At 61.4% G+C, this 12,809-nt stretch carries 13 protein-coding genes; 5 read left to right on the top strand and 8 right to left on the bottom strand.

The window, feature by feature from the left end:
* Positions 1 to 73 precede the first annotated feature (73 nt).
* Entirely contained in the window at positions 74 to 787 is a 714-nt protein-coding gene (locus AC1DVN_RS25760; RefSeq protein WP_019745704.1) for a TetR/AcrR family transcriptional regulator, read from the bottom strand.
* 104 nt (positions 788 to 891) lie between these two features.
* On the opposite strand from AC1DVN_RS25760, the gene AC1DVN_RS25755 reads away from it, so the two are divergent.
* Positions 892 to 2,412, top strand: a complete 1,521-nt coding sequence (locus tag AC1DVN_RS25755) for an AMP-binding protein (protein ID WP_046379449.1) — start codon at positions 892 to 894, stop codon at positions 2,410 to 2,412.
* A gap of 52 nt (positions 2,413 to 2,464) precedes the next feature.
* Here AC1DVN_RS25755 and AC1DVN_RS25750 read toward each other — a convergent pair whose 3' ends face one another.
* The 6 genes from AC1DVN_RS25750 to AC1DVN_RS25725 all read right to left on the bottom strand — a co-directional run bounded on the left by AC1DVN_RS25750 (position 2,465) and on the right by AC1DVN_RS25725 (position 8,495).
* Complete coding sequence (locus AC1DVN_RS25750; RefSeq protein ID WP_019745706.1) at positions 2,465 to 2,752, bottom strand: putative quinol monooxygenase; 288 nt, start codon at positions 2,750 to 2,752, stop codon at positions 2,465 to 2,467.
* 56 nt (positions 2,753 to 2,808) lie between these two features.
* Positions 2,809 to 3,441, bottom strand: coding sequence for an HAD family hydrolase (locus tag AC1DVN_RS25745; protein WP_046379450.1), 633 nt, complete (start codon positions 3,439 to 3,441; stop codon positions 2,809 to 2,811).
* Positions 3,442 to 3,479: 38 nt separating this feature from the next.
* Positions 3,480 to 4,154 (bottom strand): TetR/AcrR family transcriptional regulator, encoded by a 675-nt coding sequence (locus tag AC1DVN_RS25740; RefSeq protein ID WP_019745708.1) that lies wholly within the window; start codon positions 4,152 to 4,154, stop codon positions 3,480 to 3,482.
* Positions 4,155 to 4,222: 68 nt separating this feature from the next.
* Complete coding sequence (locus tag AC1DVN_RS25735; RefSeq protein ID WP_020971085.1) at positions 4,223 to 5,614, bottom strand: MFS transporter; 1,392 nt, start codon at positions 5,612 to 5,614, stop codon at positions 4,223 to 4,225.
* A 250-nt stretch (positions 5,615 to 5,864) separates the two neighbouring features.
* Positions 5,865 to 7,520: an AMP-binding protein gene (locus AC1DVN_RS25730; RefSeq protein ID WP_477994346.1), complete on the bottom strand. Its 1,656-nt coding sequence runs from the start codon at positions 7,518 to 7,520 to the stop codon at positions 5,865 to 5,867.
* A 3-nt stretch (positions 7,521 to 7,523) separates the two neighbouring features.
* The gene (locus tag AC1DVN_RS25725) at positions 7,524 to 8,495 is read right to left on the bottom strand and encodes a phosphotriesterase family protein (protein ID WP_019745711.1); all 972 of its coding nucleotides are present in this window, start codon (positions 8,493 to 8,495) and stop codon (positions 7,524 to 7,526) included.
* Between the two features lie 158 nt (positions 8,496 to 8,653).
* Between AC1DVN_RS25725 and AC1DVN_RS25720 the strand changes: the two genes are divergently transcribed.
* The 3 genes from AC1DVN_RS25720 (at position 8,654) to AC1DVN_RS25710 (ending at position 10,842) form a co-directional block, all read left to right on the top strand.
* A complete protein-coding gene (locus tag AC1DVN_RS25720; RefSeq protein ID WP_003943195.1) occupies positions 8,654 to 9,214 on the top strand; it encodes a TetR/AcrR family transcriptional regulator in 561 nt (186 codons plus the stop codon).
* 101 nt (positions 9,215 to 9,315) lie between these two features.
* Complete coding sequence (locus AC1DVN_RS25715; protein ID WP_019745713.1) at positions 9,316 to 10,020, top strand: FadR/GntR family transcriptional regulator; 705 nt, start codon at positions 9,316 to 9,318, stop codon at positions 10,018 to 10,020.
* 15 nt (positions 10,021 to 10,035) lie between these two features.
* Positions 10,036 to 10,842, top strand: coding sequence for an ABC transporter ATP-binding protein (locus tag AC1DVN_RS25710; RefSeq protein ID WP_020909438.1), 807 nt, complete (start codon positions 10,036 to 10,038; stop codon positions 10,840 to 10,842).
* Between the two features lie 12 nt (positions 10,843 to 10,854).
* Here the strand turns inward: AC1DVN_RS25710 and soxR are convergent, their stop codons facing one another.
* Entirely contained in the window at positions 10,855 to 11,295 is a 441-nt protein-coding gene (soxR, locus tag AC1DVN_RS25705) for a redox-sensitive transcriptional activator SoxR (protein WP_020909439.1), read from the bottom strand.
* Positions 11,296 to 11,358: 63 nt separating this feature from the next.
* Between soxR and AC1DVN_RS25700 the strand changes: the two genes are divergently transcribed.
* Positions 11,359 to 12,789, top strand: coding sequence for an MFS transporter (locus tag AC1DVN_RS25700; RefSeq protein ID WP_019745716.1), 1,431 nt, complete (start codon positions 11,359 to 11,361; stop codon positions 12,787 to 12,789).
* Positions 12,790 to 12,809 lie beyond the last annotated feature (20 nt).

Raw genomic sequence — 12,809 nt, 5'->3', positions numbered from 1 at the left:
AGAGAAAAGCTGAAACAAGACTCGGCACGTCCCGGCCGCTCGAACGTCGATACGGCCGGGGCGACCTGCCGCTTCAGGATCGGTCAGGGAACTTCAGCGCGTTAGCCCACAGGTCTGTCACCGTGGCGACAATCTGATCGAACTCCGGCGAACGCCCGTCCACCTCACCCTCATGGAGGGTGAACAGACTGTAGGCGAGCCGACTCACCATGCCGGACAGAGCAATTGACGCTGTCATTGGATCCAGCGTCGTGTCCGCGATACCACGACTCTGCAGATCTGCAATCCCGCGGGCATTACGGCGTATGAACGCATTGGCACGCTCGCTGCGGAACTTTCGGAACTCCGGGTCGATGTGAGCAACCTGCTCCATCAGTCCCATCAATTTCGCATTGCGTTGATACGCCGCCAGATACGCTCGATTACTTGCCTCTAGCACGGCGTACGGATCGTCTGCGCCCGCAACGCGTCCCATGCCCGGGTGCATCATGTCGTCTCGCGCGACCTCGAGGACGGCGGCGAAGACCTCTTCCTTGTTCGCGAAGTAGGTGTAGAACGATCCCGTCGCGCAGCCGGCTTCTTTGGCGATGTCGATCAGACGGGCATCGAGATAGCCACTACGCTCGAATACCGTGCGGGCAGCGGCAATCAGCGCTGCGCGCGTGCGGGTTCCCCGCTCGGTGGTGGGCCGATCTCGGAGCAGCGCAGGCGGAGCCACCGGCAGGGCGGCAATTCGCGATTCGTCATCGAGCACGGTGCGCTCCCCATCCTTCCGAGCCAACATCATTTCGGGACAATCCCAGCAGACTCGATGTTGACGCCGGATTCAAGTGTACGCTCTGGTGAGACCCAGGACACACAATCGGTCGATTCCTCCCGAAAGGCAGAACCATGGTTAGCGTTCTCGACCCGGTGACCCGTCACGCGGAAGTCACTCCGGACAACATCGCAATTCGAAACAGCACTGCGATCCGCGGCACGGATGAACACTGGACTTACCGGCAGCTCCACGACGCGTCCCTGGCGTTCGCCGGCCGCATTCGCGATGCCGGGTTGAGCGTAGGCGATCGGGTTCTCCTAGCGGCACCGTCGGTAGCGGAATTCGTCGTGGCGTACATGGGAATTCAGGCCGCCGGTTGTGTCGTGGTGCCGATCAACACGATGTCGGCGCAACCCGAAGTCGAGTACGTTCTGGACGACGCGGAGATTTCCCTGGCCATCGCGTGGCATCAGCTCGGTCCCGCAGTCCAGGATGCAGGGAGTGCGCGCGGTGTCCCGGTGTGGACACTCACCGAAGAATCGGCGCAGGCCGATCATGCACCCGCAACTGTGGTCGACCGTGACGCAGCAGACACAACGGCGATTCTCTACACCTCCGGCACCACCGGACGCCCGAAGGGCGCTCAGCTGACCGTCGGGAATTTGTTGTCCGCCGGTGAGATCGGCGCCGAGAGCAGCCGCGGAAACCCTTCGGACCGCACCGGAACCGGACTGCCGCTCTTCCATATCTTCGGCCAGGGTTCGGTCATGATGGCAACCTTCACCGGCGGCGGATCACTGTCCCTGCTCGCCCGGTTCGACCCCGCTGCCATGCTCGACCTGGTCCGCCGGGACAAGCTCACCATCATGGCCGGTGTCCCCACCATGTGGAATGCCATGCTGCACGCCGCCGCCGATGTGGACAGCTCCGACTTCGAACAACTCAGGATCGCAATCTCCGGTGGCGCATCACTTCCCGGTGAAGTCGCTCGCGCCTTCGAAGCACGGTTCAACTGCACGATCCTCGAGGGCTACGGCCTCACCGAGACGAGCGCGTTCGGGACTTTCAACAGCATCGACCGCGTCGCAAAGATCGGATACACCGGCCGCGCCGTACCGCGCACCGAGGTCGAGGTGCGTGATCACGACGGAAATGTCTGCGAGGCAGGGACAGTGGGCGAGGTGTTCATCAAAGGACCGACGGTCATGAAGGGTTACTGGAAGCGCCCTGAAGACACCGCCGCCGTTCTTTCCGACGACGGATGGTTCCGCACCGGAGACCTCGGTGAGACCGATCCCGACGGGGACCTTCGCATCGTCGACCGAGTGAAGGACCTCATCATCCGTGGTGGATACAACGTCTATCCGGGCGAGGTCGAAGAGGTGCTCTACCAGCACCCCGACATCATCGAAGCCGCAGTGATCGGCATACCCGACGACTACTACGGGGAGGAAGTTGCCGCAGTGGTGGCCGTGCGTCCAGGCTCCGACCTCGAAGCAGACGCCGTCACTTCGTGGGCTCGGGAACGTCTCTCCGCCTACAAGATTCCCCGAGTCGTCCAGTTCATCGACGCACTCCCGAAGGGTTCGACGGGAAAGATCCTCAAGCGATCGATCGACCGAACCGAACTCCTCGCCCAGAAGCAGAGCTGAAAACACAGGTGAGCCCCGGCGAGATTTCGCCGGGGCTCACCTGTTCACTCGCTCAGAGAGCGTCGAAGTACTCGATCTGCGGGGCGCCGGCGAGGAAGGGCGCCATCGCCTTTCCTGCAGCCTGGAAATGCTCGGACGTTCCGTGAGCCTTGATGGCAGCACCGTCCTGATACAGCTCCATGAACTTGTAGGAATTCGCATCCGTTTTCGATCGGATCAGTTGATACAGAACCGTTCCGGGCTCCTCCGTGCGCACCTTCTCCGCAAGTTCGGCGATTACGGCTTCGAACTGCTCGCCGCTTCCGTCCTTGACGGTGATATCCGCGATGACAGCAATCATTCGTTCCTCCAAAAGTGTTCCAGCAGTATTCGAGTGTTACCGAGAAACCTACAGTTTCACTGCGTGGGCAGTAGTCCGAACGTCGATGCCAGTTGCCTGCGAGTGCTTTCCGCGTCGGTGTGGAGAATGCCGGCGATCCCCAATCGTGCCGCACCGTCGAGATTCTGTTGCAGATCGTCGATCATGACGGCATCTTCGGGCGCGACGCCCAGGCGCTCACACGCGATGATGTAGATCTGGCGGGAGGGCTTACGAATCCCGACTTCCGAGGAGATCACCACTTCGTCGGCCAGGTCCTCGAGGACAAAACCCGAATAACAATCACGCCCGAAAGCATTGGACACGAGCGCAACAGGGTGTCCCGCCGCCCGCACGTCCGCGAGCAGACGCACCATCTCCTCGTCTCGAATCAGCCCGGCTTGCATACGGTCGACCAATCCAACGCTGTCGACGACTGCGCCGTGCGCTCGTAGACGTTCTCCGAATCCGGCCTCGAAGGCCTCCTGGTCGATCTTTCCGGATTCGTGATCGGAGAGCAGCCTCTTCGAGACGTCGTCGCGGGAGAGCAGGGTCAACGGAAGTCGTGGGTCTCCCCCAAGCGAGGCCCCGAAATCTTCGAAGGCCTGAAGAACACTGGAGGTGAGAACTCCACCGAAATCGACGAGCACTGCCGTACGCGTAGGTGTCATTGCTCCATCAGACACCAAACATGAACCCGGCGTCAACATCAGTTTTGGCGCAGCGAGAATTGTAAAGTGTTGATCCACAACCGGTTGACCGTATCGAGCAGACCATCGAAGGTCACTCCGGCGGCGCCGTCCTCGCCGCCGCGGGATACGAAGTACCCGAACGCAAGTCGACTGATCATCCCGGAGAGTGCCCGAGACGTCAGTAGCGGATCCAGGTTCGCGTCCGCCAGACCGGCTTTCTGCAGCTTCTCGATACTGCGCGCGTTGCGTCGAACAAACGCGTCAGCACGCTCGAGGCGGAGAACCCGGAACTCCGGATCGATACTTGCGACCTGCTCGAGCAGTCCCATCAGCTTCGCGTTACGTCGGTACGCCTCGAGGTACGCGCGGTTGCTCGCCGCGATGACCTCAGCGGGATCCGCGCCTTTCGGAGTGTGCGGCATGCCCGGATGCATCATGTCTTCGCGCGCCAGCTCCATCACAGCCGCGAAGATCTCCTCCTTGCTTGCGAAGTAGGTGTAGAACGTACCGGCCGAGCACTGCGCCTCCACCGTGATGTCGATCAGACGCGAGTCCAGATAACCGGTCCGTTCGAAGACGGTGCGAGCCGCATCGATCAACGCTCGACGCGTACGCAAACCACGCTGAGTGGAGGGGAGTTCCCGTGACACTGTCGACGAAGCATCTTCGGAGCCTGTGCGTGCTGCAGCCATGCTCCAGTTATACGTCAGACGCCCGCTACCGGTGACCGATAGCGGGCGTCTGTTCGAGACCGAAGGTATTACCTGGCGTAGAGGTGCGCGCCCGGAATTGCGTTCGGATCGTCCCGAACTTCCTTCGGATTGGTCTCTTTCAGCACCCAAGCGCTGAAGAAGGTCACCAAGCCCATGAGTGCCACGAACACGGCAACCCATGTCGTGGTTCCGGTCTTCGCGATAAGTGCTGTCATGATGAACGGGGTGCCGCCGCTGACCGTGATCGCAGCCAACTGGTAGGCCAACGATGCTGCCGAGTAGCGCACGTTGGGTGCGAACAGTTCACCCATGTATGCCGCGATAGGCCCGTAGGTCATCGACTGGAACACGCTGCCGACCGTGACTGCGATGAAGAACAGCGGCAGGGACTTGGTGTTGATCAACCAGAAGTACGGGAATGCCCAGACCACGATCGCCGCGGCGCCGATCAGGATCATCGGACGACGACCGATCTTGTCGGACATCTTCCCGGACCACAGCACCACGCCGACTGTCAGCAACGCGCTCAGGAGCGAGATGATGAGCAGTGAGTTCCGCTTCAACCCCAGTTCGGTTGTGCCGTAGCTGAGTACGCCGGCAATGCTGATGTAGAACAGTGCATTGGTGGCGGCCAGAAGTCCGCAGCCAAGCAGGATCTTGCGCCAGTGATCCTTGAGCGCCTGCGCCAGTGGAGCCTGAACGACGACATCCTTTTGGTTCTTCTTGGCGTCTTCCTGCAACTCGAGGAATTCCGGCGTGTCCTCGACCTTCGTCTGGATGTACAGAACCACGGGGAAGAGCAGCGCGCTGGCGAAGAACGGAACCCGCCAACCCCAGCTCAGGAATGCTTCGTTGGAAATGGTCGCGGTCGCGACGAGGAAGACCAGGTTGCCCAGCACTACACCGAACGAGACACCCATCTGACCGAAAGTGCCTGAGAATCCACGCTTCTTGGGACTCGCGGATTCGGTGAGGAGAAGGACGATTCCGCCCCACTGGCCACCGCAGGCGAGACCTTGGATGAATCGCAGTGTCACCAGAAGAATCGGAGCGACGACGCCGATTGCCGACGCACTAGGGATCGCGCCGATCAGGAACGTCGCGACGGCCATCAGCAACAGGCAGGTGACGACGGCGGGCTTGCGTCCGTACTTGTCGCCGAAGTGTCCGGCGACCAAACCGCCGATGGGGCGGGCAACGAAGCCGGCCCAGAACGTACTGAACGAGAGCAAAGTGCCCATCAGTGCGGATGAATCGGGGAAGAAAACATGCGGAAAGACCAGTGCCGCAGCCGTTCCGTACAAGAAGAAGTCGTACCACTCGATGGAACTGCCGAGCAGTCCCGCGCCGAGAAGTTTGCGGTGCGCTTTCTTCTTCTTCCGTTCCTGATCGGACAGGCCCCCTGCCTGCGTGCTCGAATCCACTGCCGATCTCGTCATGGGTTACTCCTCGATGGGTCGGACGCTCGTCGCGCCGGGAGTTGAGAAGTGAAACCGGGCCAGAAGTAGAAACTGACACCAACTTCAACTCTGTGGCGTTGCGATCAGTCTGCGATACAAAAAGAGTGATGTCAATCACTGAAATGCATTGCCGCATAAGGGACTAAATCCCCTATCGATGCTCGCCGATCACCACGACGAATGGCCGGCTCACCTTGTCGGCGGCCGGCAATTCGTTTGTCAGGCAGATCTAGTTCGGTACCCGCAGTTCACGACGAAGAATCTTGCCGCTCACTGTTTTCGGCAGGTCATTCATGACCTCGACGATGCGTGGATACTTGTATGCTGCAAGCCTTTCCTTGCAGAACTCGACCAGATCCTCGGTGGTCGCCTCGGCACCGTCCTTGAAAGACACGAAGGCCTTCACGGTTTCGCCGCGATACGGATCCATGACACCGACGACGGCAGCCTCTCGTATGGCAGGGTGTTCGTAGAGAACATCTTCCACTTCGCGTGGCCACACTTTGAAGCCCGAGGCATTTATCTGATCCTTCATCCGGTCGACGATGTAAAACCACCCGTCGCCGTCCATGAATCCGATGTCGCCGGTGTGAAAACGCCCGTCCGGCATCGCATGTGCGGTCTCGTCCGGCTTGTTCCAGTATCCGAGTGCAACCTGGGGACCGGAGACCACTATCTCGCCGTACTCCCCGATCTGTACCGGCCTGTCGTTCTCGTCCACCACCTCGGCGTACGTATTCGATACCGGAACGCCGACAGCAACGGCCCCCGACGCCGGATCTACCGGCGCTTCACGCGAATTCGGCACCACGATCGCCGGGCTGTTCGTCTCGGTCAGCCCGTAGCCGTTGTGAATGTAGTGACCGAACTTCGCCCGGAACGCTTCCAACGCCGCGTGCGGGATCGGCGCGCCACCTGAATACACCGACTCGAGAGAGCTCAACGATTCCTTCGAGACTGCGGCGCTGTCCGTCCACGCGATGAATACGGTGATCGCTCCGATGATCGCGGTAGCCCGATGCTCCGAAATCGACTCCGCTGCAACGATGGGATGGAAGCGGCAGGTCAGAATCGTGGGCGCGCCGGCCAGGAGTGGAGCCGCGACGTGCCCGATCAACCCGGTGATATGGAACAGTGGCGCCACCGCGAACATCGCGCCGCCGGGGCGCAGCCCCAACCAGTCCCGATAGATCTGCGCTGCGAACACGACATTTGCGTGCGTGTTCATCGACCCCTTCGGCGGGCCGGTCGTCCCCGACGTATAAGGAAGGTAGGCAAGGTCTTCCGGGGACAGATCGACCTTCTCGGGCTTCTGTCCTCGATGAGCCTCGATCAGTTCCAATAGGTCCGGAAATCCATCATGACGAATCCTGGACGCCGAACCGAAGATCCGTTCATCGTCGCGCGACTGAAAATCCCGTTCCGACGTGGTGATGACCCGTCGCACTTCGGTGCCCTCGGACGCAGTCGCCACGGTCTCGGCCGAGGACTCGAGACAGATGACTGCTACCGCGCCGCTGTCCGCGAGTACGGTGGACAGCTCACGGTCCCGGTACATCGGATTGACCGGAACGACGACAGCGCCGAGTTTCCAGACTGCGACCGTCGCGATGACGAACTGCGGAACATTCTGCAGGACAAAGGAAACTCTGTCGCCGAACCCGATTCCGTCCACGGCGAGGGCTACGGCAAGCGCATCCGACATCTCGTCGAGCTCGGCAAAGCTGACGGTCCTGTCGAAGTACCTGATGATCGGGGCGGTGCGATCGCGCTCCAGCGACGCACGGAACATCGCGAGGGCGTTGGCATGCTCGATGTCCACGTTCGGCGGAGTGTCGGCGTCGTAGTTGGCGAGCCACGGCTTGCTCTCGTACACGTTGGTCATAACTCAGCTCTCGAAGTACCGACGCGGATTATCCACCAGCATGGTGTTGATCTGATCCTCGGTGACGCCGCGCTCGAGCAGCGTGGGAATGACCTGATCGCTGATGTGGGTGAAATTCCAGTTCGGCACTGCGGCTGCCTTGGCCTCACTCGAGAACCAGTCGATGAAGCACGAGGCATCATGTGCCAGAACCATTTTCTCGGCATAGCCACGGCGGGCCAGTTCCACGACAGTGTTCACCCGCTCCTCGAACGGCAGCAGAACATCGAGACCGAAACGGTCCATCCCGAGTAGCGAACCCGCATCGGCAAGTGCACACAGGTAGTCCAGGTCGGTCGAATCACCCGAGTGCCCGATGACGACCTTGCTCAGATCTGCACCTTCCTCGGCCAGAACCTTCTGCGCAACGAGGCCCGATTCCGTGTGCGGGTTCGTGTGAACCGTGATCGGTACCCCGGTTTCGACCTGCGCCTGACCGACCGCTCGCATCACACGCTCGACACCGGGAGTCAGACCAGGTTCTTCGATGGCGCACTTGAGGAATGACGCGCGGATGTCTGTGCCGGCAATGCCGTCCTTGATGTCCTTCACAAATAGATCAACCATCGGCTCGCGCACGTCGAACAGCAAACCTGGACCGGTGTAATGGAATTGGAACGGAATGTCGTTGTACGTGTAGACGCCGGTGGCGACGATGATGTTGAGATCGACCTGCTCGTTGATCCGCGCAATACGCGGGATGTAGCGACCGAGTCCGATGACCGTGGGATCGACGATCGTGCTGATCCCTCGCGACTTCAGTTCGGACAGCTTGGTCACCGCATCGGCTACTCGAGCCTCCTCGTCCCAAGGCTCCGGGTAGTCGGGATAGTTCTGACGCATCTCCTCCCCCAGAACGAAGACATGCTCGTGCATCAACACCTTTCCCAGATCGGCTGTGTCCACCGGCCCACGAACGGTTTGTACTGAACTCATCGATCGAACCCCTGACTGTGATCGCCATCACTAACATGAGACAATGAGCTAGTGTGTCTCACGTCGCTTGGTTCGTCAATAGGCTCGAGCCACCCGAAGCCCACCTCTGTTCGACCGCCGAAATTGTGCAGTACCGGACAACCGGAGAGAATGTCCCGATGCCTACCGACCTCGAACGCCGACGCGCGATCGACACCGCCGCGAGCATGTACCTCGCGGAGGAACCACTCGACATGTCACTGCTCGCCGAACGTCTCGGAGTAGGCCGCGCGACGCTCTACCGCTGGGTCGGCAATCGCGACGAACTGCTCGGAACAGTGCTGGCCGAGGCCACCGAACGGACATACCGGAAGGCGATGTCACAGGCGTCGGGGCAAGGTCCGGAGTACATCCTCGACGTCTTCGGACGCGTCATGCGGTCGGTGGAATCGTCGACCGAACTGCGAGCGCTGACCAAACGCGAACCGATGGTGTTCATCAAACTCGCGATGATGCCCGGCTCCATCGAATCGATCTCCGCCTCCATCACCGCCGAAATCTTGCAGTCCCAGGTCGACGCCGGCCAACTGACGATCACGCTTTCGCCGCAAGTGCTGGGCGAAGCTCTCGTTCGCATCTGCGACGTACACCTCTACGCCCCTCTACTCGGGCGGGAAAAGGCGGAGATCGAGACGGCCCTCGACCTGATCGCACTGCTCCTCGGCGTCACCCGTAACTGACGGTATCGACTGCGTGAGCACTGCTCCGACACACGGCCCACCCAAGTCCTCAGACGTCTGATGAGTTGTTACGCTGTCGGTACCCCCACGAGAGGCGAGCCGTGTCCGACGACCACACAGGATTCACACTTCGCAGTGGTCCGCTGGTGCCGCAACTCGAACAGTTGCTTCGCGGGCGAATCAGGCAAGGAACGTGGGCGCCGTCCGAGCGCATACCGAGCGAGGCGGCCCTTGCCGTCGAACTCGGCGTCGGGCGTTCCTCGATTCGCGAGGCAATCCGCCTCCTCGCTCGCGACGGACTACTCGAAGTCCGACACGGCGTCGGCACCTTCGTGGCTGCCGCGTCCGAACTCGAGCACGTCGACGAATTCACCAAGCTACTTCGACGCTCACGCATCCTGGAGGTCTTCGAAGTCCGTCGCGCACTCGAGATCGAGGCCGCCAGACTGGCCGCGGAGCGGGTACAACCCGAGGACCTCGACGGCCTGCGGCGGCGACTGACCATGCGACACAGTCATTTCGAGGGTGACGTTGAAAAGTTCGTCGACGTCGACCTCGACTTCCACACCGAAGTCGTTCGGTTGTCCGGAAACGCGGTTCTACTCTCGCTGTTCACGTCGGTGCGTCCACTCCTTCGTGAATCCCTCGTCGAGATGATGGCCCACGAGGCCGGCGTCCCCGACACCTCACATGCCCATGATCAGTTGGTCGAGGCCCTTCAAGACGCCGACCCAGAAGCCGCGGTAGCGGCAACCCGAGCAAATATCGACACCGTCTTACGGCGGTTGCGTGTGCTCGACGCCTAAGAGAGGTTAGTTCTCGTGCAACACCCCAATGGCACAGTTCTGTCGACCGAACACGTGGATCTCGTCCGCGACGGCCGATACTTGTTGAAAGACATCAACATTTCGATCGAACCCGGGCAACACTGGGTACTCCTCGGCGCGAACGGTGCAGGCAAGAGCACCCTCCTGAGCCTTCTCGGAGCAACCGCCCACCCCACTCGCGGTTCCGTCTACGTCCTCGGGCACAAGCTGGGCCGAGTCGACATGAGGGAACTGCGGATGGACATCGGGCACGTGAACCCGCGCCACACGATCGGAATTCCGATCACCGTCCGCAACGTCGTGATCACCGGCCTCACCAACACCACCGAGGTAATGCCGCGGTGGTCACCGACGCCGGAGCAAGAGGCTCATGCCGACGCACTGATCGATCTACTCGGGATGAGTCCGCGTTCGGACGCACTGTGGCCCAACTTGTCCCAGGGCGAACGGGGGCGAGCCCTGATCGCCCGTGCACTCATGGTGGAACCACGCCTGCTCCTGCTCGACGAACCGGCGACCGGGCTCGATCTTGCTGCGCGCGAACAGCTCTTGACGGCTCTGGACGATCTCCGCAATCAGAACCCGTCACTTGCCAGCATCCTCGTGACGCATCACATCGAAGAGATCCCGAGCACCACCACACATGCTCTCCTGATCAAGGACGGCGTCGTGACCGCCAGCGGCCTCGCCGAGAATGTGATCACCACCCAGAACATCAGCGAGTGCTTCTCGCATCCCATCGAGATCGAGCGTCGTGGTGGTCGGTGGAATGCTCAGTCGCGGCCACGCGAAAGAGTTTGACCGACAGTAGTTTCAGAGACGTCTGGCGCCGGGTCCCTCCCGGCCCAGTTCATCTCCAGGGTTGAGCAGGTTGCATGTCTTGAGTGACAGACACCCACAGCCGATACAGCCCGTCAGTTCGTCCTGCATCCGGCTGATGGCCTGCTTGCGATCCTCGAGGCGCTGATTCCACTCCGTCGAAATCTTGCGCCAGTCCTTCTTCGTCGGAGTTCGTCCCTGCGGCAACGACCCGAATACTTCGGCAACTTCGGCCAGAGGTATCCCGAACCTGACTGCCAACTGGATGAGCGACACCCGCCGGATCGAGTGCCGCGGGAACTTCCTCATATTTCCTGCCGTCCGCTCTGCAGGAACCAGACCGAGTGTTTCGTAGTAGCGCACCGCCGACACGGCGACGCCGGTGCGCGCCGATACCTCACCGATCGAGAGAAGTTCGTCACTCTTACGGATCATTCTGCCTCCCAATGGCTGCGCGACATTGACCTGAAGCGCACTTGAGATTCTACCTTCGACAACATGCACTCCCCCACCGATGCTCCCGCCGGAACCTGGCGGCAGCTCCTGAGCGGTCGATACCTCGGCACCGCTACCGTCCTCGCAGGCGGCGTCGCGCTGTACGCGACCAACGTCTACCTGACGACCAGCCTGCTTCCGACTGCCATCGACGACATCGGCGGTCAGCAGTACTACGCCTGGACCGCGACGGTCTTCCTCATCGCTTCCGTCATCTCCTCGATGTTGGTCACCAACGTCCTCGCCGCCAGGGGACCGCGCGGGGCCTACCTGATCGGCCTCGCGATCTTCGCGCTCGGCACCGTCGTCTGTGCGGTCAGCCCGACCATGGAATTGCTGTTGGTCGGCCGCACGATCCAGGGTTCGGGAGGTGGCCTGCTGGCTGGTCTCGGTTACGCCGTCATCAATGCCGCGCTCCCCAGACATCTGTGGACCCGCGGGGCCGCGCTGGTTTCGGCAATGTGGGGAGTCGGCACCTTCGCCGGCCCTGCAATCGGCGGCGTCTTTGCTCAATTCGGAGCCTGGCGATGGGCTTTCGGCGTTCTGGTCATCGCGACGATCGCAGTCGCAGCTCTCGTCCCCAGCGCGCTACCGGCACATGAACCGGGCAGCACCACCAGTAGCCCGGTGCCGGTCCTCTCACTGGCATTGCTGACTGCCGCAGCTTTGCTGGTCAGCGTTGCCGGAATTCTGTCCAACCTCGCAGTGACCGCAGCAATGGTTCTCGCCGCTGTGCTGCTACTGATCGCCTTTGTCGCCGCTGACCGTCGCTCGCGCCACGGCGTACTACCGCCGTCGACGTTCAACGCGTCGTCGCTCAAGTGGGTGTACCTGACCATCGTCGTCCTAGCTGTTGCGTCGACCGTCGAGACGTTCATTCCACTCTTCGGCCAACGACTTGCCGGACTGGCACCGCTCGCGGCCGGATTCCTCGGGGCCGCACTCGCTCTCGGCTGGACTCTCGGCGAAATCCCGAGCGCCTCGGCGACTGCCCCTCGTATCGTGCGACGAATCGTTGTCAGCGGTCCGATCCTCGTCGCGATCGGGTTGGGCATCATGGCAGCATTTCTCACCGAACACGCCGGCGCCGGTGCGATGGTCGCGTGGGTGATCGGACTGCTGGTCGCCGGCGTCGGAATCGGCATCGCCTGGCCTCATCTTGCAGTCGGTGCGATGACCTCGGTCACCGATCCCGGAGAAGGTGCGCGTGCCTCCGCTGCCATCAACACCGTTCAGCTGATCGCCAATGCCTTCGGCGCAGCCCTGGCCGGAGTGCTGGTGAACATCGGCGAACCGTCGACGCTTCGTTCTGCGCAATTGCTTCTCTTCACCTTCGCCGCTATCGCGATCATCGGTATTGCCGTGGCAGCTCGCGCACTTCCGCGAACGCCCGACAAAATCGACAGCCCCGAAATCGTTCACGACGCTCGCTAAACTGTGGAAAACCCACACGG

It is taken from the genome of Rhodococcus sp. P4_E4 (assembly GCF_056401575.1).
Note: the sequence above shows the minus strand (reverse complement) of the source record. Positions and strands in the feature narration are given on the sequence as shown.

Coding starts and splice junctions, on each gene's coding strand:
- AC1DVN_RS25760 (WP_019745704.1), bottom strand. CDS start 787: ATGATGTTGGCTCGGAAGGATGGGGAGCGCACCGTGCTCGATGACGAA.
- AC1DVN_RS25755 (WP_046379449.1), top strand. CDS start 892: ATGGTTAGCGTTCTCGACCCGGTGACCCGTCACGCGGAAGTCACTCCG.
- AC1DVN_RS25750 (WP_019745706.1), bottom strand. CDS start 2,752: ATGATTGCTGTCATCGCGGATATCACCGTCAAGGACGGAAGCGGCGAG.
- AC1DVN_RS25745 (WP_046379450.1), bottom strand. CDS start 3,441: ATGACACCTACGCGTACGGCAGTGCTCGTCGATTTCGGTGGAGTTCTC.
- AC1DVN_RS25740 (WP_019745708.1), bottom strand. CDS start 4,154: ATGGCTGCAGCACGCACAGGCTCCGAAGATGCTTCGTCGACAGTGTCA.
- AC1DVN_RS25735 (WP_020971085.1), bottom strand. CDS start 5,614: ATGACGAGATCGGCAGTGGATTCGAGCACGCAGGCAGGGGGCCTGTCC.
- AC1DVN_RS25730 (WP_477994346.1), bottom strand. CDS start 7,520: ATGACCAACGTGTACGAGAGCAAGCCGTGGCTCGCCAACTACGACGCC.
- AC1DVN_RS25725 (WP_019745711.1), bottom strand. CDS start 8,495: ATGAGTTCAGTACAAACCGTTCGTGGGCCGGTGGACACAGCCGATCTG.
- AC1DVN_RS25720 (WP_003943195.1), top strand. CDS start 8,654: ATGCCTACCGACCTCGAACGCCGACGCGCGATCGACACCGCCGCGAGC.
- soxR (WP_020909439.1), bottom strand. CDS start 11,295: ATGATCCGTAAGAGTGACGAACTTCTCTCGATCGGTGAGGTATCGGCG.
- AC1DVN_RS25700 (WP_019745716.1), top strand. CDS start 11,359: ATGCACTCCCCCACCGATGCTCCCGCCGGAACCTGGCGGCAGCTCCTG.